The following is an 18780-nucleotide window of genomic DNA, read 5'->3' on the forward strand; positions in this document are numbered from 1 at the left end:
GCCTCAACAGATCCGGGGCAGTTGCTCGCCCGACAACCAGTCGACGATCCGGCCACCGCCAAAGCTCGTCGTCATCTGCACGAAGTGATGATCATCCGGCACCGCTTCACCGATATCGGCGGCATCGCGACTGAGCGGATGCGCTCTCATGGCGGCCAGCACGGCTCCGGCGACATCAGGCGACACGATCGCGACCAGCTTCCCCTCATTGGCGACGTAGAGCGGATCGAGCCCGAGCAGCTCGCAGGCAGCCGCCACCCCCTGCTTGACCGGGATCGCCTCTTCCTGGAGGCTGAAGCCTAGTTCGGACTGCTGGGCAATTTCGTTCAATGTCGCCGCGAGGCCGCCGCGCGTGGGATCTCGCATCAGACGGATGCCGCAGCCGCCCGCCGCCACCATCCTGGCGACCAGATCATGCAGGGCGGCCGAATCCGAGACGATCTCCGTTTCAAAGGCGAGGTTCTGGCGCTTTGACATGATTGCGACGCCGTGATCGCCAAGCGTGCCCGAGATCAGCACCCGGTCTCCGACCCTGGCATTCTCAGCGGAGAGATCGAGTCCCTCAGGCACCAGGCCAACGCCCGCGGTCGAAATGAACAGGCCGTCGGCCTTCCCGCGCTCGACCACCTTGGTGTCGCCGGTGATGATATGGACGCCGGCGGATTTCGCCGCCTCGCCCATGGAGTCCGCGATCATCTTGAGGTCTGAAAACCGAAAGCCTTCCTCGATAATGAAACTCGCAGACAGATAAAGCGGTCGGGCACCGGCCATGGCGATGTCGTTGACGGTGCCGTGCACCGCGAGCGAGCCGATATTGCCTCCGGGAAAGAACAGCGGCGAAACCACATAGCCATCAGTCGTCATCACCATGCGCCCGGCGCCGACATCGAAGGCGGATTGATCGTTGCCGCGCGCCAGCCATTCGTTGCCGAAGGCCTCGTGGAACAGGCCCGAGATCAACTGCGACATCGCACGGCCGCCGGAACCGTGGGACAGGTCGACGCAGCCGTGCTTGATGTCGAGCTTGCGCTGATGGGCTCTCATGAGGCCCGCTTCTGCTGACGATCGCGGAAGCGACCGTAGGTCCAATGCGCGGCACATGCGCCTTCCGAGGAGACCATGCAGGATCCCACCGGGGTCTCGGGCGTGCACACCGTTCCGAACAGCCTGCAGTCGACCGGTTTCTTGACACCGCGCAGGATCGCGCCGCATTCGCAGGCCGGATTGTCGGGGACGCGTAGCTCGTTCATGGCGAAGCGTATCTCCGCATCAAATCTGGCGTAGGTTTGCTTCAGCTTCAATCCGCTATAGGGCACGAGCCCGAGGCCTCGCCATTCGAACTGGTCCCGCAGCTCGAAAATATTCGAGACCTCCTCCTTGGCGCGCGGATTCCCATCGCGCGTTACGGCACGGCTATATTGATTCTCCACCTCGTTCCGGTGCTCGTTCACCTGACGCACCAGCATCAGAATCGCCTGCATCATGTCAAGCGGCTCGAAGCCCGAGATCACCACCGGCTTGCCAAATTCCTCTGCAAAGACCTCGTAGGTCTCGGTGCCAATGATGATGCTGACATGGGCGGGCCCCACGAAGCCGTCGATCTCGACGCGGCGGATGTCGGGACTCTCCAAAATGTTCTGCATCGCTGGCGGCGTCCGCACGTGGTTGCAGAACACGCTGAAGTTTTCGAGCTGCCTCTTCTCGGCACGTCGGATCATGATCGCGGTCGGCGGCGTCGAGGTCTCGAAGCCGATCGCGAAGAACACGACTTCCCGCTCCGGATTCTCTTCCGCGATCCGGATCGCATCGACCGTGGAATAGACCATACGGACGTCGGCGCCACGTGCCTTTGCCTTCAACAGCGAGGCACCTTGCGAGCCCCGCACCCGCATCAGATCGCCATAGACGCAAAGGATCACCTCCGGCCGATCGGCCAGCCGGATCGCCATGTCGATACGTCCCGCCGGCAGCACGCAGACGGGACAGCCGGGGCCGTGGATCATCCGCACGTTCTTGGGCAGTATGTCCTCCAGGCCATAGCGCGAAATCGCATGCGTATGTCCGCCGCAGAACTCCATGAAGCGGTAGGACCTCTGCGGATCGGCCTCAGACCGGATCGCCCTGGCCAACCCCAGCGCGATTGCCTTGTCGCGAAATTCGTCCGCGTATTTCACTGCATTGCTCCCTGCTCTCCGGTGCTGAGCTCACGCATGAGCTCCAGTGTCCGCCTCGCCTCATCCGGATCGATCTTGGTCAGGGCATAGCCGACATGGATGATGACGTAGTCGCCGACGGCAAGATCTTCGATCAGCGCCACCGAAACCTCCTTGCTGACGCCGTCGATCGAGGCGACGGCTATGTCGTCGGGAAGGAGCTTTGTCACCTCTGCAGGTATGGCGAGACACATCAGGCGTTTCCTTCCAGCCTTTGTTGTTCGAGCATTTGAAGAGCGGCAACCCAGGCTTGGCCGAGGCTCAAGCCGCCGTCATTCGGCGGCACCTGGCGCGCGAGCTTCGGATTGAGGCCGACAGCGACGCAGCCGCGCTGCACCTCCTCGCTCAGGATCGCGTTGAGGAAGCAGCCGCCGCTCAAAACGACGGTGGTGAGGCCGGTCTCTCGTGCCGCGCAGGCGATCCAGTCGACGCAGGCCGCCGCAAACGTGCCATGAAACAGCTCCGTGCCTACGGTCGGATCGGGGGCATCAGCCACAAGCCGTTCAAACAGCGGATACAGCGACAACACACCTTGTTCAATTGTCCAGGCATTCTCAGCGACGCGTGTACGGTGAACACGCGCCTCCAGCTTCATCGCGGCTTCGCCTTCATAGCTCTGCCGCGTGGAGAGTCCTAGCAATCCTGCGGCTGCATCGAACATCCGGCCGGCGCTGGTCGTCGTTGGCACGTCGGGCTGGTCGAGCAGGGCCAAAACACCCGCCGCCAACGGCTGCGCCGCAAAGCGACGCGGAATCTCCGCGCCACGCCCGAGCGCCTGAAGCACGCCGGCAGCCATCCGCCAAGGCTCGCGCGCGGCGCGATCGCCGCCTGGCATCCTGAGCGGCACTAGATGTCCGATCCGCCGGAAGCGCGCGCCCTCACACCGCAAGAGCTCGCCGCCCCAACTCCCGCCGTCGCTACCATGACCAAAGCCGTCAAGAACCAGTGCCAGCACGGGCCCGTCGATACCGTGCTCCGCCATCACGGACGCCGCATGTGCATGATGGTGCTGAACGGCAATCAGCCTGTGACCGCTCGCCTCGGCAAAGCGGGTGGAGGCCATGTTGGGGTGAAGATCATGCGCCACGACGGCCGGCTCGACATCCAGCGTCGAGATCAGGTGCTCGATCGTCTCCTCGAAGAAGCGAATGCCGTCCACGGTATCGAGATCGCCGATGTGCTGGGAGACGAAGGCTTCATCACCGCGCGTAATCGAGACAGATGCCTTCAGCGCGCCGCCCACTGCGAGCACCGGCGGCACGGCGCGCGCTAACCGAATCGGCTCGGGAACATAGCCGCGGGCCCTCCGGATGAATTGCGCGCGGCCGGCAACGACCGATACCACGGAATCGTCAGCACGCGAGACGATATCGCGATCATGGGTGACGATCAGGTCTGCGATGCCGGCGAGCCGCCGCTCCGCCTCGTCATTCTCGATGACTAGCGGCTCGCCGCCCGGATTGGCGCTCGTCGCCACGATCACCCAAGGAGAGCCGTCCGCACGCGGGTGTGCCGAGTTCAGCAGATGGAACACCAGATGATGCAGCGGCGCGACCGGTAGCATGACGCCGATCCGCGACAGGTCCGGTGCGATTTCCGGCGCAAGTTGCCGACGCGATGTCAGTAATACGACCGGGCGCGCCGTTGACTCCAACAATGCCAGCTCTGTTGCATCCGCGCTTGCGATCTTCGCGACAGCGTCGACTGCGGCAACCATGACCGCAAACGGCTTCCGCTCCCGCTGCTTCCGCTGCCGCAGACGCCGCACCGCCTCGTCGTCTCGGGCATCGCACAAGAGCTGATATCCACCGAGTCCCTTGAGCGCGACGATTTTTCCGCCTGCGATCTCAGCAGCGACCTCATCGATGCCGTGGCTCAAGCGCGGGCCACACAATGGACAGGCGATCGCCTCGGCATGAAAGCGGCGGCTTGCGGGATCGGCATATTCTGCGGCGCAAGCCTTACACATCGCGAAATGCTTCATCGCGGTGGAGCGACGGTCATATGGCAGCCGCTCGGCAATGGTATAGCGCGGACCGCAATGGGTGCAGTTGACGAAGGGGTAAAGATGGAAGCGGCTGCTCGGATTGAACAGCTCGCTCAGGCACTGGGCACAAGTCGCGGCGTCGGCGACGATCCGCGTCGACACCTTGCCCTGCTCGCTGGCGCGAATACAGAACTCGTCGCTTTCAACCGCGCGGATTTGCTGCACGGAGATCCCGTCGATCCGTGCCAGCGGCGGTTTCTCCAGCGGCAGCGCAGCGACGAAATCGGCAGCGCGCGCACCTTCAACCTCGATCACAACGCCGTGCGGGTCATTGGCCACGAAGCCGCCGAGGCGATAGCGTATGGCAAGGCCATAGACATAGGGGCGAAAGCCAACGCCCTGCACGGCGCCGCGCACGTGCAGGCGCAGCCTCCGACTATCGCGCGCTGCGGCTCCGCCGCTCATCATCATGCCGATACGGCACTCAGGGATGCCGCCCTCGCCTTCTCGGCGCGCTTCCGGATCCAGGCATAAAATGCCGTAAATCCCTCTCCGGTCCGCGCCGATACTGTTAGCACGTCGATCTTTGGGTTGACCCGCCGCGCATATTCGATCGTCCTGGCGAGATCGAAGTCGAGCACGGGCGCGAGATCGATCTTGTTGATCAGCATCAACGAGGACGCTGCGAACATGTTGGGATATTTGAGCGGCTTGTCCTCGCCTTCGGTAGTCGAGAACACCACGATCTTGCAGGCCTCGCCGAGATCAAACGCTGCCGGACAGACGAGATTGCCGACATTCTCGACGAAAAGGATGCCGCCGTTGAGCCAGGGCAACCGGTCATAGGCCTCGCCGATCATGGCCGCATCGAGGTGGCAGCCCTTGCCGGTGTTGACCTGGACCGCCGGTACGCCTGTCGCGCGGATCCGCTCGGCGTCGTTCGAGGTCTGCTGATCGCCCTCGATCACGCCGATCGGGCAATTGTCTTTCAGTTCGGACACAGCGCGGGCCAACAGCGTGGTCTTTCCGGCGCCGGGGCTCGAGACCAGGTTGAAGGCGAGCACGTCATCCGCGCGGAACCGCGCGCGGTTGTCGGCCGCAAGGCGGTCGTTCTTGTCGAGGATGTCACGCTCGACCTGGATGATGCGGTCGCTGCTCATGCCGGCGATCGTCTGCCCGGCCCGGTCGGCGCCGCAGTCGAGCAGGCCGGGATCGCCGCGCGTTCGATCGTGGTGATGATGAAGGTGATGATCATGGTCGTGATGACGGTGCCCATCGTGACCATGATCGTGACGGTGATCATGAGGATGCGTGTGATCATGCCCATGGGGGTGATCGCGCCCGCTCTCAATGGAAGCTTTGCCGTCACCGCAGCCGCATATCGTACACATCAGCCGACCTCCAATGCCTTGACCCGCATCTCTTCTCCACTGATCACCTGCAATTGATAGCTGCCGCAGGCAGGGCATGGCTCATGGCGCCGCTTGATTGCGACGCTTGTCGAGCAGGCCATGCACCAGGCGGTCCCAGGCGTCTCGACGATGTCCAGGGTCGCACCTTGTGCAATGGTGCGTGCTGCGACCGCTTCGAAGCAGAATATCATCGCCTCCGGCGCAACATGGCTCAACGCGCCGATCTCGAGGCACACTGCCTTCACCTTGGAGAACGCCCGCCCGCGGGCCTCCTCCTCGACGATCTCGACGATGCCTTGGCAAAGCGCCATCTCATGCATGGCCAACCTCGTGGAAGCTGAGGTTAAATCCGACGCAGGGATCGAAGGAGCCGACGAGCGCACGGACGGCATCCTGCCCCTGTCGACCGGCGGCTGGCGCCGAACCCTGCAGGCTGCGGACCAGCGGTCCACGCGCATGGAAGTTCCATTCGGTCGGAGCGAGGGATTCGAAGCGCACGGTGCGGTCCTCGTCATCGCTCTCGACGACGTGATAGAGCCGGCCGCGCGCGCATTCGACGGCCGCCGCACCTCTGCCGGCGCCAAGCCGGTAGCTCTCGATGACGCCGTCCTCGAGCGCCGCGTCGCCCGTCTCGAGCCAGGAGCAGAGGCGCGTCACTTCCGCAATCCGCGCCTTCAGCCGCTCGGCAGGTCCGGCGCTCGGAGGCAGGACCGGCTGGCGCCGGACCCGGCGTGCCCACACACCGGTCTCGGGAATTCGACCGTGGAGATCGGGGGCATCGGAGAAGCTCGCGCCATCCGCAAGCAGCCGCATGATGACATCGAGATCATCGGCGACGGAAAGAAACGAGTGTTCGACGACCGGCTGCAGCAGCGCATGCCCATCGAAGCTCGAAAAATGCGCTGCCAGCGCGCTGCCTGGCGTCAGCGCCTCTCCTTCGCCCGCGATTCCGAGTGCAGCGAGCACCGCCTTGATACGCCATACCGCCTCGCAACGCGCCGACACCTGCCCGCCTTCGCCGAGGAGGTCACCAAGGACGGCGGTCGCCTGCATCATGGCGCGGACCGCGGCGGCGCTCGCGCCGTCCAGGGTGAGCTGGCCGACGAACAGACCACGGAACAGTTCCGCCAGCCGCTCGGCGACGACAGCGGTGACGCGGCGATGCATGGTCTCCGGAGGACAATCCTCGCCGCGCGCGGCTTCCACCGCTCCCAGAAACGCCACCTGATGTGCAACCGAGCACAGCGAGAACAGCCGCGGCAGCACGGAGAGCAACGACGAGACGGGCTTGCCCGCAAACAGACGCGTCAACGGCAGCCGGCTCCGGGGCAGGATTGCGACGTCGGCGATCGTATCCTTGGCGAGCCACACCGTGATGTCGATCTCGTTGCGGAAGCCGGGGTTCATTCGTGCTGCTCCGTCAGAACAGCCCGCATGAAGCTACGCCGATCGATCGCGCTTGTAGCGGTTTCGCGGCGTCGGGTCACCTCCTTGCCGTCGGCCGGCAACATGAGTTCGTTGATGACCGCTTCCGCCGTTGCCCGCGCAGAGGCCACGTCGGCGAACCCGAACATGGGCGAGAACAGCGAACAGCTCGCGATACGGCCCACATGGTTGAGGTCGCTGAGGATGAAGTCAATATCGCCGGCCGGAAAGCGAGAGCGCAATGTCGAAGCTGAGGCCGCCGGCGCCAATTCGCCGGCCGGCATCACCACGTTCATGAACCAGGGCGTGACCATGATACCGATGATCGTGCCGTTGGATACGCGAAAGCCGACTGCCTCGACGTCGAGGCCGTCGTTGTAGATCGGCAGCTCGCGCATCGCGCGCTCGCCGATGTCCCGGTAGACGTGAGCCAGCCGCTGCCCCCAAGCTGCCGCGTCGGCGTCAGTGGCAGGCGCTTGCGCATGAGGTTTCATGACGCGATGGCCATGAATTTGGACTTCGGCGCGTCACAGTTCGGGCAGCGCCAATCGTCAGGAAGGACCGCGAAGGGCGTGCCGGATGCGATCTGCGCGACATCGTCGCCATCGGCGGGATCGTACACCGTCCAGCAGATGCCGCATTCCAGCCGCGTGCCTTCGGTGACATCCTGGCGAACGCCAAAATTTTCGAATACGCTCATTTGAAATAGGCCTCGATGATTTCCTGGAGGCGCTCAGCGGAGTCTTCGAAGTCCTCGTCAGCCGCGATTGCCACGGTCGGCACACCGCCAACCTCCAGCGTGTCAAGGATGATGGCATCCATGGCGTTGAAGAACTGCACCGACCAGACGTTGCGGATACCCGTCGAGAGCACCCGGCAAGTGCCGTAGCCGCGTGAAACGAGCTGGATCGGCCCATTCCTGATGGTGTCATGGAGGAAGCTCATGTCGACGGGGCTCATCGGCAGCAGCGTGAAATTGATGATTTGCGAGCGAATGCTCGGCCGCCAGGCCAGCGCGCGCTCGCGGATTTCCGCGAGCACCGGCAGCGCGTTCATCGCGCCTTCCGGTGCCTGCCCGATCTTGAAATCCGCAGCCGTAAGATCAGCAGCGGCGCGCTTGACGATTTCCGGGATTGCGCCGACTTCGAGGTATTCATGACTCGCGTCGATCTCGAGCCGCACGTGCCAGATTCCGGCCAGCGCCGATTCCTGGATCTGCGCCAGCGATCCGTCCGGCAGCGCGACGAAGCCGGCAACCTCACCTTGGCCGAGTATGTCCGCAATCAGGTTGCGCTCGAGATCGTCGAGATTGGCGAGCCGGAACAATCGTGTCGGCACGTCGGTCTTTTGGCTTGCGATGGCCGCTACCACTTTCGACAGCAGATCGATTGCGTTCGGACAGCGCTTGGCCAGCTCCGCGCTGTCCAGCGTGGCAAGCTTCGCCAAGGCGCCCACGGCCGTCAGGCTGCCGCTCGATGCATGCAGGCTTCCCTCGCCAATCGGAAACACGTTGATCGGCTGCTCGGCGCCTCCAGGCGCGGTCCACAAACCCGCTTTCATAGTTTGACATCCTGTGAGCGATGCTGGGGAATGATGACTGTCACGACAACACGCTCGCGTCGCGCGGACGGTCGATCAGCTTGGCGATGCGGTCGACATAGACCGACCAATCCTGAATCTTGGCGATCAATCCGAGCGTTTCGCCCTTGGCGATAAAGATCAGCGTCGGCTGCACCCGCACGCCGAAGCGCTGGCCGAGCTCGCTCTCGGCGTGACGCGCGATCACGGCACCCCGCAGCCGGCCCTGAAAAGCGTCAATCAGTTCCGGCAACACGACCGCGACGTCGATCGCCTCCATAAAACGCGCGGGATCGCCCGCCGACAACAGCACGGCCACCGCACCAGCCTCATTGGCCGCGTCAAGAAACCGATCGACACTCGCGGCATCGACCTCGGGCAGGCCGCGGCGCGTCAGATCATGCTTTCCCTGCTGGAATTCCATCAGCCCCCTGGCAAGCCTGTTTCTCTGACGCGAGAAGTTAGCAAGGCATATGTCACGATCAGTTATCGCCTTTCCAGACCGATCTCATTGAGATGGATCATGCATTTTCGCGTCCGCGAAGAGGGATGGTTTCGAATGAAACTTGTCTTTCATCCGCGGCGGACCAACCCGAGCCGCCCGCGATGCGGGTGACATCGAGGATCGGATTTGGAAGGTCGGCCGCTGGGTCGAACCGGAGATGCTCGGGCAGTTGCGGTTCTCGCTCGATGAGGTCGGCGAAGAAACGGTCGCAATCCTCGCCACCGAGCACCGCGGTCAGCCCCTCGATCGCCTCAGCGATCAGTCGCGCCTCTGCCTCATCGAGCAGACGGATCGCGGTGTCGATATGGACGAGCACCTTGCTGCCGACCGGCAGGTCGGGGAGCAAAAGTATCGAGACACGCCGCCGCTCGCCGCGAAACTCGCATAGCGCCGAAACGCCGTCAGTCTCAACAATCGTCATCGGCAGGCCAAGGCACATCCCGCGTCTCCGGTCGCGCACGCCGGTCAGACCGGCCGCATCCTCATCTCGTAGTGCTGATGGTCGATATCGTTGGCGAGCAGCCGTTCGGACTCCGGCAGCGGCTTGCTGCGCGGACTCGCCGTCGCCCCCCACTCAGCCAGGATTGCGCAGACCAGCTCGATCGCCGGCCCGATCTGATCACTCACCGGCTTGGTCAGAGGGCCGCCCCAGTCTTCGAGATCGTGCGGTTGGCAGCCGATCAACGCGAGATACTTCGGGCAGCGCCCGAGCAGATCCGCCGCGCTGATGACTTCCTGAAATCCGGTCTGATGCAAGCTCATCTTCTTCGCGCCCGTGAAACGTGGAACTTCCTCGTCGCGCACCAGCTTCAACTCTCCCGGCACGAGCCCATAGTCGATCGCGTCGAACACGATCAGACGATCGGCCTCTTCCAGATAGCTGACGAGGTAGAGGCCCTGCGTCCCGCCGTCGAGAATGGTGACATTGTCCGATACGACGTAGCGGCGGTGGAATTCCTCCACCGCCCGTACGCCGAACCCCTCATCGGCCCACAGGATATTGCCGATGCCGAGCACCAGAATGCGGTCTGTTGAAGATATCGGCATAGGCCTCGTTTCCGGCTCAGTCGCGGAATTGCCGTTCGCCGGAGACCATCGAGGAGATGATGCCCTGACGCGACATGATGTCTTCGCGGACCGCGGCATAGACGTGCACTATGACGAACGTCACGAGCGCCCACATGCCGAGATGATGCCAAGTGTGCACATCCTGACTGTTCGGCCAGATCGCGAACACCCAGCCGAACAGCTTGTGCTGCCAGCTATCGATTCCGGTGCCTTCCGAATAGAGCGCAAAGCCGGTGATGATCATGTAGGCCACGAACAGCGTGAAGCCCGTGAACATCCCGGTCCGCGCCAAGGGATTGTGGCCGACATACATTTTCGGCTTGTGTTCCAGGAACGCGTACCAGCGGATTTCATCCAGCATTTCTCCCCAGAACTGCTTGCGATGAACCGGCAGATAGAAGATCTGCCGGGAATGATGGTTGCCGACGAAAGCCCAGAAGACGCGGGTGAGGAAGAACACGGCCAGCACCTGACCAGCCGCGAAGTGGGCGAAGCGGATATAGTCCATGTCGAAGTTCGCCGACGCCTCGCCCTCCACCGATGGCAACGGCATTCCGATCAGGTAGCCGGTCATCATCAGCGCGACGATAGAGAATGCATTGACCCAGTGGCAGATTCGCACCGGTGCTTCGTAGACATAGACCGTGGGACGTCCGATCGCATGTCCACCGACCGCGTCCGCTGCGACCGCGGCGATATCCGGCTCGGATTTCGCGCGACATTCAGCCGCATTCATCATGGTGCTTCACCCCTGGTTTATCTGACCTTGACGGTCGCCAGTTCCTGGCCATCCGGACTCATGACGTGCGTCGAGCACGCCAGGCACGGATCGAAGGAATGAATGGTGCGAAGGATCTCCAGCGGCTGCCCGGGATTCACCATCGGAGTATCCATCAAGGAGGCCTCGAATGCGCCGATATTTCCCTTCGGATCGCGCGGCGAGCCATTCCAGGTGGTCGGCACCACGCACTGGTAATTGTCGATCTTGGTTTCCTTGATCTTGATCCAGTGCGCGAGCGCGCCGCGCGGCGCCTCGGTAAAGCCAAAGCCCTTGGCCTCCTTTGGCCAGCTCTCCGGCTTCCACTTGTCGACGTTGGCGGTCGAGCTATCACCCGCCTTGATATTGGCGACGAGCTTATCCTGGAAATAGCGCATCTGGCGGCCGGCCCAGACCGATTCCAGCGCGCGCACCGCGGTGCGGCCGAGCGTCGAGAACAGCGCCGACAGCGGCAGGTCGAGGTCCTTCAGGAATTTGTCGACCGGATCCTTGAACTCGGCCTTGTTCTGCGCGTAACCGACGACCCAGCGCGCGAGCGGACCGACCTCCATGGCGTGGCCTCGCCAACGCGGCGCCTTGATCCAGGAATATTTGCCGCCCTCATCGAGCTGCTCGATCGCCGTCTTGGTGCCCTTCGCATTGGGCCCGAGCACGTAGTTCGGCTCGGTGACGCCATCCCAAGGATGCAGGCCCTTGGTCTCGTCGGGATATTTGTACCAGGAGTGAACGACGAATTCCTGGATCTCGTCGGGGTTGCCATGGTCGACTGGAAACACCTCCGAGAGATTGCCGTTGATGATGGACCCTCGCGGCAGCTTCAGGTTCCTGGAGGAGTAGTCGTTGGCGTGTTCCGGCACGTCGCCATAGGTGAGCACGCTCTTGCCCGAAAGACCACCGCCATAGAGCCAATCCTTGTAGAACGACCCGATCGCCGCCACGTCAGGCAAGTAAACCTGCTCGTTGAATTCCGTTAGACGATCGATGATCGACGAGATCAGGTTCAGCCGCTCCATGTTGATGGCTCCGACCGCCCCGGTACCGTCGACATTGATCGGACAGGGAACCCCGCCGACGAGCCAGTTCGGATGAGGATTCTTGCCGCCGAATATGGCGTGGATCTTTACGATCTCCTTCTGGAAATCGAGCGCTTCCAGATAATGCGCCAGTGCCATCAGATTGGCTTCGGGCGGCAATTTGTAGGCCTTGCTGCCCCAGTAGCCGTTCTTGAAAGGACCCAACTGCCCCGACTCGACGAACTTCTTGAGGCGGGTCTGGAGGTCCTTGAAGTAGCCAGGCGATGACAACGGCCAGTTCGAGATCGACTGCGCGAGCGTGGAAGTCGCCCGCGGGTCGGCCGAGAGCGCCGAGACCACGTCGACCCAATCCAGCGCATGCAGGTGATAGAAGTGAACGACATGATCGTGCACCTGCAGCGCGAGCTGCATCAGGTTGCGGATCGAGTTGGCATTCTCCGGAATGGTGATTCCGAGCGCATTCTCGACCGCGCGCACCGACGTCAGGGCGTGCGTGCCGGTGCACACACCGCAGATCCGTTCGGTGAACGCCCAGGCATCGCGCGGATCGCGATCCTTCAGGATGACTTCGATGCCGCGCCACATCGTGCCTGTGGATACGGCGTTCCGGATGATGTTATTTGCGTCGACGTTGACCTCAATGCGCATGTGACCTTCGATGCGAGTGACCGGATCGATGACAATGCGCTTGCCGGAATTGTCGAGTTTGAATCCGTTCGGTGTCCGGATGCCCATCGTTACATTCCCTGACGACTAATGATCTTGATTTGCGTCTTCGCGCTTCGAGGCGAGCCGCTTTACGGCGGTGACGGCCGCGTGCACCGCCACAGCGGCACCGACGGCGCCGGCCGCAGCCATGCCGATCTGGTCGGCGTTCTTCTCGATGCCAAATTGTTTGATGTTGGTCAGGCGATCGTAGAACGAGCCTTCGTCCCAGAAGCCGTCCTCCGAGCAACCGATGCAGCCGTGGCCCGACTGAATCGGGAAGGACACGCCGCCGTTCCAGCGCACGGTCGAGCAGGCGTTGTAGGTGGTCGGGCCCTTGCAGCCCATCTTGTAGAGGCAATAGCCCCTGCGCGCCGCCTCGTCGTCCCACTCCTCGACGAACTGCCCGGCATCGAAATGCGATCGCCGATAGCACTTGTCGTGAATGCGTTGTGAGTAGAACATTTTCGGCCGGCCCTGGCGGTCGAGCTCGGGCAGCCTGCCGAAGGTCGTGATGAAGGTGACCACGCCGGTCATCACTTCGGCGATCGGGGGGCATCCCGGCACCTTGATGATCGGCTTGTTGGTGATGACCTGATCGATGGGCGTGGCCTGCGTCGGATTGGGTTTGGCCGCCTGCACGCACCCCCAGGACGCGCATGCGCCCCAGGCAACGATCGCCATAGCGTCGTCGGCCATCAGCTTAAGTTTCTCGACGAAGGGCTTGCCGCCGTCGATGCAGAACATGCCGCCCTCGTTCAGCGGCGGATTGCCTTCCACGGCAAGAATGTACTGGCCCTTGTGTTTGGCGCGGGTCTCTTCGAGGATCGCTTCCGCCTGATGGCCTGCGGCCGCCATGATGGTATCGTCATAATCGAGCGAAATCATCGACAGCACGGCATCCTTCGCCAACGGATGCGCGGAGCGGATGAAGCTCTCCGAGCAGCAGGTGCATTCAAGACCATGCATCCAGATCACCGGCACACGCGGTTTGGTTTCGAGCGCGTTGGCGATGCGACCCGCCGCCAACGGCTCAAGCCCGAGGCTTGTCGCCGTCAGGCTGCAGAATTTGTAAAAACTCCGACGCGTGATGCCCTGCCGCCTGATCACGCTGTAAAATGTTTCCATTGCGGCGCCCATGACCCTCCCGTCTTCGGCTTTGATTTATCGCTGCAACAAGGACAGCAAGAAGCAGGCCAGCCGCAGCGGCGCGCGGATACTGGGGAAACTCCGAGATGTTTCGGATTTGAATCGCCCAATTCACAGTGCGCGAAGAGATCGCGACAGTGAGAAACGGAACAATTCGATTTGCAGCTGGCAACGAGGTTTACGGGAAGCATACCGAGCGATTCGGAAATATCTTGCAGAGGTCGTTCGCGAACTCACTTCTCCCGCAATATGCCGCAAACAAAGAGATGCCAAACAACCGGCTGGAAGTCATCATCTCCCTGCTCATTCTCCGGCTCAATGTCGCATCGAACAGCCGTTCTGCCACAATTCGCGCGAAACGCCTGATGATGCCTATGTCGGCTCGAGGCCGCGCACGGCAGCCAGGCATTGGATGGCGGTCGGCGATGGCAGGATCGAGCGCTATCAGATCAATGCGCCGACCACCTGGAATTTCTCGCCGCGCATTTCCTTCGATGCTGACGGGCCGCTGTAGGCGGCACGGTCTTCAGCGTCTAGGGGGGACGAGCGCATTGCTGCGATCGGTGATGTCGTCCGTGCGTGCTCCGCCGTCACCTACGACCGCCTCGAAGCGGGGCGTCGCCGGCACAACCTGTACTTCTTCTTTGGAAATTACCGCCTGCTTCTCGCAGCTGACGTCGGTGGTGGATGCCGTGGTAGCCCCGGCTGTTCTTGGCCATCAGCGCGGAGCGGTGCGCTGAAAACTCTATTCAGACAACCGCGACCAGCTCAGTTGTTCACTTCACGGGAGCATATAGTGCCAATATGTCGGCTGCGATCTTCCGAGATATCCGCTCATTTCCATCCTCGCCATAATGCCCGCCGTCCATGTAAATTGGGCTGGCAACATCGGAAAAGATAGTACGTAAGTCATGAATCACGTTTTTCTCCAAACTCTGATCTTCTCTCTTGACCAACTTGCTTCTCATCAGAGAGTAAAGATCGTTTTTTCCTGGAAGCCGTTTCTCTGATTTTAACAGCTGATCCTCTTCATATTTTGTCCTGTGTGTTTTATCGGACAGCTGGGGCTCAAGGTAGAATAACGTTTTAAAGGATAAGCTCCTTGAAATCGCCTCTATAAAGCGAACATTCCCTAGATAGACATCCAGAGCGCCGTCCGAGAGTACGTCTAGTTTCTTCGAGCACCCCGCGAGCTGTGTTTTGCCGGTGAGCAGTCTTATTAGCGCGAAGTTTTCTAACCTTATACTTATGCGCGCTTTTTCTTCCTTTTTAGGAGGTCTTTTTTCGAGGTTTGAGTTGCCAAGCGGAACGCCCGGTTCTCCTTCATAACAGGCGGAGAACGCCTCAACCGATCCGCTGTAAAAAACCACCAAATCAGGAACATTCCGCTTTCTCAATTCGATAACGAAGCGAATCAAGCTTTGAGTAGTTACATCTCCAATGACTGCATAATTTGTGACTTTGGCGCCGATTCCATTTTCGGCTAACATTTTGGCGACAAGTGAGGGAATGGTGAAGTCGTCCCTAGATCCAAGCCCCCACAAAGTCGACCCGCCAAAAAAGAATATTTTTAGCCCGGTACTCCTATCATCGTTGATTGCCTCGGAATCCCAAGTTCTTCTGGTGCCGTCGTTTACATTAATAAACTTCCCCTTGTAGTCAGCTTCGCGTGTTTGCGTATATGGAGCCCACGTCCGATGTTTAGCATCGGTGAGTTCTTTGAAGTACTCTTCCGCGAGGTCGGCGTTGGCATAAACCCCAGAATTGGCTGCAGCCTTGGCGGCACTTTGACGTTCTCTCTTGTCAGCTCTCTCATAGTAAGAGGTCAGCGATACTTCCAGAATCGTCAGCAAAAGAAGAGCAACACCAAGGATGACCCATATTTCGTTCAATAGGGCCGTCAAGCGAATGACCCTCATCCTCGCAACGGATGTTCTCAGCAGTGCATCATCTGCTCCCATAGGGTTTTCCGTGGAAGAGAATTCTTTCAATTTACAGACCCTCGAAAGTCTTCCGGAATTTGGGTCACTAGGACTCTCGCAATTGAGTCCGCGTAGAGTCCGGCCGCTTTACCGTTCGGGTGGGAGTCTGTCTTCGTGACCCAGAGGGATTGTGGGGCTTGATTTTCCACAGCCGGAAGAAGGTCCAGAAATGGTATATCGAGAGCTTTCACCTTGGAGGCTACGAGACTCGTTATATCTTGAAATGGGTAGGGGGACAGCTCGTGCAGGTCCGGGTAGTTAACTACAATCAGTTTGATGTTTCGAGCCTTGCAATAGCTCGCAAGTTCTTTCAACGCACCCTGTGCACCCAACCAGCCGGGTTCATTCTCTTGGTAGAGACCGCGGTAATAGTGCTGCCAATCAGCCCTGCCGAAGTATGTTCGCATAAGGACATCGAAACGACCCGCGATGAATACTGCTGAATAGAAGTGCTCTAGAAAGAAATTCTCCGTTCTTCGCGGTGTGGGCTCTGCGTCATTGATAAAATAGTTCAGTACGACGATGTCAGGCTTGTATACGTACGCCTTCTTCATGAAGTACGTTGCTTCCATAGCTGTGTTCGCATTTCCAATCCCAGTATTTATGACCTCGAATTTTCTTTCCTTCGCGTTCAGCAGCCTTTCCAATCGGTATGATGTGACGTCTTCAGGTCTTGCGCCCCATCCAAACGTCAAGGAGTCGCCAAGCATTATGATCCGAACAGTGCCATTCTCTTTCGCCATGGAATGTTCGCGATCGCGCCAACCTGCTGAGTTGATCGTTATGGGGACCCCCATGTAAACCCCACCCTTTCCAGGGGTGTGTTCGTGCCCTGCACCGGGTATCTCGCTAACCACTTTCAGGTCTTTGGCGTAACGCCACATTTCGATGTCGAAATTGGTGCCGTCTGCCTGCGTTAAACGCACATAGAATTCCAGTAGGGCGGCAGCCATAATCAGGCTAGTCGCTATTGAAAGTATTCCGAAGATTGCGTTTTTTATTTTGACATCCATGTGGATGGTCTTCCTCGAAATGCGCGCCGAAATCGTTCGTACAGGAAATAGAAATCACGACCGCTGCCTGGCGCACAGCCTGAAGGCCTCGCTTTCTAATCAAGTTCATAGCAACTACGATAGTCCTTCATCAACGACCTGCTCTGGTCTTCCTTCCGTAAGAGCGAATTGCCGACGGCCAGCACTTCGATTTCTGTTCCCATGAAACAGCGGAACGCGTCCTCTGGACTGCAAACGATCGGTTCTCCTCGCACGTTGAATGAGGTGTTCACGACAACAGGACATCCGGTTAGTTCCTTAAACTTCGATATCAGCCTGTGAAACCGCGGATTGGTCGTGCTGTGCACTGTCTGCACGCGCGCGGAGTAGTCCACGTGTGTGACAGCCGGAATTTCCGAGCGCGCGACGTTCAATTTATCGATGCCGAAGAGCTGCTTTTGCTTTTCCGACATCGGCAACTGCTTCGTGTTCAGCACGTCGGCCACAAGGAGCATATAGGGGCTGTCGGAATGAAGATGAAACCATTGCGACACCTCCTCTCGCAAAACACTCGGCGCAAATGGGCGGAAGGACTCGCGATACTTCACCTTGAGATTTAGCTGCTTCTGGACGGTCGGCGAGCGGGGATCAGCAATGATGGAACGTCCGCCGAGCGCACGCGGGCCGAACTCCATCCGACCCTGCATCCACCCAACCGCCTTACCGTCGACGAGAGCATGTGCGACATTGTCAATCAGTGCTTCATCCAATTCGGCCGTGAATACCGCGCCGACCTTTCCTAGACGCTCTTCAATTTCGCGCTGACTGAACTCCGGTCCGAGGTACGCGCCGTGCATGCTGTCGCCCGCATGGATGCTCCTGGGCTTTTCAAGCATGAGATGGTAGGCAGCGAGTGCTGCGCCCACTGCGCCGCCGGCGTCGCCAGAAGCCGGCTGAATCCAGATGTTGTCGAAGAGCCTTTCCCGCATGAGCTTTCCGTTCGCAACACAATTGAGCGCCACTCCTCCTGCGAGGCAGAGGTTTCTCTGGCCGGTTGTGGTCCGGATTCCTTTTGCAAGCCTTAGGACGACCTCCTCGGTAACGGCCTGAATGGAGGCCGCTAGGTCCATCTCCCTCTGCGTCAACCCACTTTCCGGGCGTCTGGCCGGACCACCGAATAGTGTCTCGAAGCGGCCATTGGTCATTGTTAGTCCGGTACAGTAGTCAAAGAAGCTCATGTCGAGGTGGAATGACCCATCCTCCTTGAGGTTGATCAGATGCTCCTTTATCAGATGCACATACTTTGGCTCGCCGTAGGGCGCCAGTCCCATTACCTTGTACTCACCGGAGTTCACCTTGAAACCGATGTAGTAAGTGAACGCTGAGTACAACAAGCCAAGCGAATGCGGAAAGTGAATCTCCTTGTAGACTGATAGGTCCTTTCCCTTGCCGATCGCAAGCGAGGTTGTCGCCCACTCTCCGACACCATCCATCGTCAACACTGCGGCTTCGTGAAATGGCGACGGGAAGAACGCCGACGCTGCGTGACTGAGATGGTGCTCTGAAAAGCGGAGTCGCCTCGACCAATCAACATCATTCCCGAGGTGCTCTTTCAGGGCCTCAGCAATCAACGTTCTTTGAAACAGCTTGTCCTTTAGCCAAACCGGCATCGACGTTGTGAAACTCTTAAATCCCTTTGGCGCGAAAGCTAGATAGGTTTCAAATATCCGCTCGAATTTGCTAAAGGGTTTGTCGTAGAAGACGACGTAGTCGACGTCGGCTGGACATAGCCCTGCAGCGCGGAGACAGTAACGAGCCGCACAGGCAGGAAAGCCTGGATCTTGTTTTTTCCGCGTAAAGCGCTCTTCCTGCGCGGCAGCTACCAGTTCGCCATCTGAGACGAGACAAGCGGCAGAGTCATGGTAGTAGGCTGAGATACCCAGGATATTCAC

Annotated in this window: 18 protein-coding genes and 2 pseudogenes; 1 reads left to right on the top strand and 19 read right to left on the bottom strand. The window is 60.1% G+C overall.

The features are described 5' to 3' along the window. Positions 1-3 precede the first annotated feature (3 nt). The 16 genes and pseudogenes from hypE to I3J27_RS32765 all read right to left on the bottom strand — a co-directional run bounded on the left by hypE (position 4) and on the right by I3J27_RS32765 (position 13845). Positions 4-1044, bottom strand: a complete 1041-nt coding sequence (gene hypE / locus I3J27_RS32690) for a hydrogenase expression/formation protein HypE (RefSeq protein ID WP_270163011.1) — start codon at positions 1042-1044, stop codon at positions 4-6. Further along, positions 1041-2174: a hydrogenase formation protein HypD gene (gene hypD / locus I3J27_RS32695; RefSeq protein ID WP_270163014.1), complete on the bottom strand. Its 1134-nt coding sequence runs from the start codon at positions 2172-2174 to the stop codon at positions 1041-1043. Before hypD ends, hypE begins: the two co-directional genes overlap by 4 nt. Then, positions 2171-2407 (bottom strand): HypC/HybG/HupF family hydrogenase formation chaperone, encoded by a 237-nt coding sequence (locus I3J27_RS32700; protein ID WP_270163016.1) that lies wholly within the window; start codon positions 2405-2407, stop codon positions 2171-2173. The genes hypD and I3J27_RS32700 overlap by 4 nt, the downstream gene beginning before the upstream one ends. Continuing rightward, complete coding sequence (gene hypF, locus I3J27_RS32705; protein ID WP_270163017.1) at positions 2407-4671, bottom strand: carbamoyltransferase HypF; 2265 nt, start codon at positions 4669-4671, stop codon at positions 2407-2409. Before hypF ends, I3J27_RS32700 begins: the two co-directional genes overlap by 1 nt. After that, on the bottom strand, positions 4668-5591 hold the full coding sequence (hypB, locus tag I3J27_RS32710; protein WP_270163019.1) for a hydrogenase nickel incorporation protein HypB: 924 nt from the start codon (positions 5589-5591) through the stop codon (positions 4668-4670). The genes hypF and hypB overlap by 4 nt, the downstream gene beginning before the upstream one ends. Then, a complete protein-coding gene (hypA, locus tag I3J27_RS32715) occupies positions 5591-5932 on the bottom strand; it encodes a hydrogenase maturation nickel metallochaperone HypA (RefSeq protein WP_270163020.1) in 342 nt (113 codons plus the stop codon). Before hypA ends, hypB begins: the two co-directional genes overlap by 1 nt. Continuing rightward, positions 5925-7019 carry a hypothetical protein gene (locus tag I3J27_RS32720; RefSeq protein ID WP_270163021.1) on the bottom strand — a complete coding sequence of 365 codons (1095 nt, stop codon included), beginning with the start codon at positions 7017-7019 and terminating at the stop codon, positions 5925-5927. Before I3J27_RS32720 ends, hypA begins: the two co-directional genes overlap by 8 nt. After that, complete coding sequence (gene hybE / locus I3J27_RS32725) at positions 7016-7531, bottom strand: [NiFe]-hydrogenase assembly chaperone HybE (RefSeq protein WP_270163022.1); 516 nt, start codon at positions 7529-7531, stop codon at positions 7016-7018. Before hybE ends, I3J27_RS32720 begins: the two co-directional genes overlap by 4 nt. Then, positions 7528-7737, bottom strand: a complete 210-nt coding sequence (locus I3J27_RS32730) for a rubredoxin (RefSeq protein WP_027544465.1) — start codon at positions 7735-7737, stop codon at positions 7528-7530. Before I3J27_RS32730 ends, hybE begins: the two co-directional genes overlap by 4 nt. Further along, a complete protein-coding gene (locus I3J27_RS32735; RefSeq protein ID WP_270163024.1) occupies positions 7734-8597 on the bottom strand; it encodes a hydrogenase expression/formation protein in 864 nt (287 codons plus the stop codon). Before I3J27_RS32735 ends, I3J27_RS32730 begins: the two co-directional genes overlap by 4 nt. Then, positions 8594-9039, bottom strand: a pseudogene (locus tag I3J27_RS32740) (thioredoxin domain-containing protein). Before I3J27_RS32740 ends, I3J27_RS32735 begins: the two are co-directional and overlap by 4 nt. A gap of 232 nt (positions 9040-9271) precedes the next feature. Beyond that, positions 9272-9559 (bottom strand): annotated as a pseudogene (locus I3J27_RS32745) (HypC/HybG/HupF family hydrogenase formation chaperone); the annotation flags it as partial. Between the two features lie 26 nt (positions 9560-9585). Further along, positions 9586-10167, bottom strand: a complete 582-nt coding sequence (locus tag I3J27_RS32750; RefSeq protein ID WP_270163026.1) for a HyaD/HybD family hydrogenase maturation endopeptidase — start codon at positions 10165-10167, stop codon at positions 9586-9588. 16 nt (positions 10168-10183) lie between these two features. Continuing rightward, positions 10184-10924, bottom strand: coding sequence for a Ni/Fe-hydrogenase, b-type cytochrome subunit (gene cybH / locus I3J27_RS32755; RefSeq protein ID WP_370691993.1), 741 nt, complete (start codon positions 10922-10924; stop codon positions 10184-10186). A gap of 20 nt (positions 10925-10944) precedes the next feature. Further along, complete coding sequence (locus I3J27_RS32760) at positions 10945-12735, bottom strand: nickel-dependent hydrogenase large subunit (protein ID WP_270163028.1); 1791 nt, start codon at positions 12733-12735, stop codon at positions 10945-10947. Positions 12736-12753: 18 nt separating this feature from the next. Beyond that, the gene (locus I3J27_RS32765; protein ID WP_270163029.1) at positions 12754-13845 is read right to left on the bottom strand and encodes a hydrogenase small subunit; all 1092 of its coding nucleotides are present in this window, start codon (positions 13843-13845) and stop codon (positions 12754-12756) included. On the opposite strand from I3J27_RS32765, the gene I3J27_RS32770 reads away from it, so the two are divergent. Continuing rightward, positions 13844-14368: a nickel-dependent hydrogenase large subunit gene (locus tag I3J27_RS32770; RefSeq protein WP_270163030.1), complete on the top strand. Its 525-nt coding sequence runs from the start codon at positions 13844-13846 to the stop codon at positions 14366-14368. The genes I3J27_RS32765 and I3J27_RS32770 overlap by 2 nt on opposite strands. A gap of 262 nt (positions 14369-14630) precedes the next feature. On the opposite strand, the gene I3J27_RS32775 is transcribed toward I3J27_RS32770, so the two are convergent. From I3J27_RS32775 to I3J27_RS32785, 3 genes are all read right to left on the bottom strand, one after another. After that, a complete protein-coding gene (locus tag I3J27_RS32775) occupies positions 14631-15815 on the bottom strand; it encodes a hypothetical protein (protein ID WP_270163031.1) in 1185 nt (394 codons plus the stop codon). A 26-nt stretch (positions 15816-15841) separates the two neighbouring features. After that, entirely contained in the window at positions 15842-16849 is a 1008-nt protein-coding gene (locus tag I3J27_RS32780; protein WP_270163032.1) for an SGNH/GDSL hydrolase family protein, read from the bottom strand. Between the two features lie 95 nt (positions 16850-16944). Then, positions 16945-18780, bottom strand: a complete 1836-nt coding sequence (locus tag I3J27_RS32785; RefSeq protein ID WP_270163033.1) for a carbamoyltransferase family protein — start codon at positions 18778-18780, stop codon at positions 16945-16947.

Origin of the sequence: Bradyrhizobium xenonodulans, assembly GCF_027594865.1 — a bacterium.
In the GTDB taxonomy this organism is placed as follows: domain Bacteria; phylum Pseudomonadota; class Alphaproteobacteria; order Rhizobiales; family Xanthobacteraceae; genus Bradyrhizobium; species Bradyrhizobium xenonodulans.

Excerpts from the sequence above, each read along its gene's own strand:
- hypE (WP_270163011.1), bottom strand. The coding sequence starts at position 1,044 with ATGAGAGCCCATCAGCGCAAGCTCGACATCAAGCACGGCTGCGTCGAC.
- I3J27_RS32700 (WP_270163016.1), bottom strand. The coding sequence starts at position 2,407 with ATGTGTCTCGCCATACCTGCAGAGGTGACAAAGCTCCTTCCCGACGAC.
- hypF (WP_270163017.1), bottom strand. The coding sequence starts at position 4,671 with ATGATGATGAGCGGCGGAGCCGCAGCGCGCGATAGTCGGAGGCTGCGC.
- hypB (WP_270163019.1), bottom strand. The coding sequence starts at position 5,591 with ATGTGTACGATATGCGGCTGCGGTGACGGCAAAGCTTCCATTGAGAGC.
- hypA (WP_270163020.1), bottom strand. The coding sequence starts at position 5,932 with ATGCATGAGATGGCGCTTTGCCAAGGCATCGTCGAGATCGTCGAGGAG.
- I3J27_RS32720 (WP_270163021.1), bottom strand. The coding sequence starts at position 7,019 with ATGAACCCCGGCTTCCGCAACGAGATCGACATCACGGTGTGGCTCGCC.
- hybE (WP_270163022.1), bottom strand. The coding sequence starts at position 7,531 with ATGAAACCTCATGCGCAAGCGCCTGCCACTGACGCCGACGCGGCAGCT.
- I3J27_RS32730 (WP_027544465.1), bottom strand. The coding sequence starts at position 7,737 with ATGAGCGTATTCGAAAATTTTGGCGTTCGCCAGGATGTCACCGAAGGC.
- I3J27_RS32735 (WP_270163024.1), bottom strand. The coding sequence starts at position 8,597 with ATGAAAGCGGGTTTGTGGACCGCGCCTGGAGGCGCCGAGCAGCCGATC.
- I3J27_RS32750 (WP_270163026.1), bottom strand. The coding sequence starts at position 10,167 with ATGCCGATATCTTCAACAGACCGCATTCTGGTGCTCGGCATCGGCAAT.
- cybH (WP_370691993.1), bottom strand. The coding sequence starts at position 10,924 with ATGAATGCGGCTGAATGTCGCGCGAAATCCGAGCCGGATATCGCCGCG.
- I3J27_RS32760 (WP_270163028.1), bottom strand. The coding sequence starts at position 12,735 with ATGGGCATCCGGACACCGAACGGATTCAAACTCGACAATTCCGGCAAG.
- I3J27_RS32770 (WP_270163030.1), top strand. The coding sequence starts at position 13,844 with ATGACCCTCCCGTCTTCGGCTTTGATTTATCGCTGCAACAAGGACAGC.
- I3J27_RS32765 (WP_270163029.1), bottom strand. The coding sequence starts at position 13,845 with ATGGGCGCCGCAATGGAAACATTTTACAGCGTGATCAGGCGGCAGGGC.
- I3J27_RS32775 (WP_270163031.1), bottom strand. The coding sequence starts at position 15,815 with ATGGGAGCAGATGATGCACTGCTGAGAACATCCGTTGCGAGGATGAGG.
- I3J27_RS32780 (WP_270163032.1), bottom strand. The coding sequence starts at position 16,849 with ATGGATGTCAAAATAAAAAACGCAATCTTCGGAATACTTTCAATAGCG.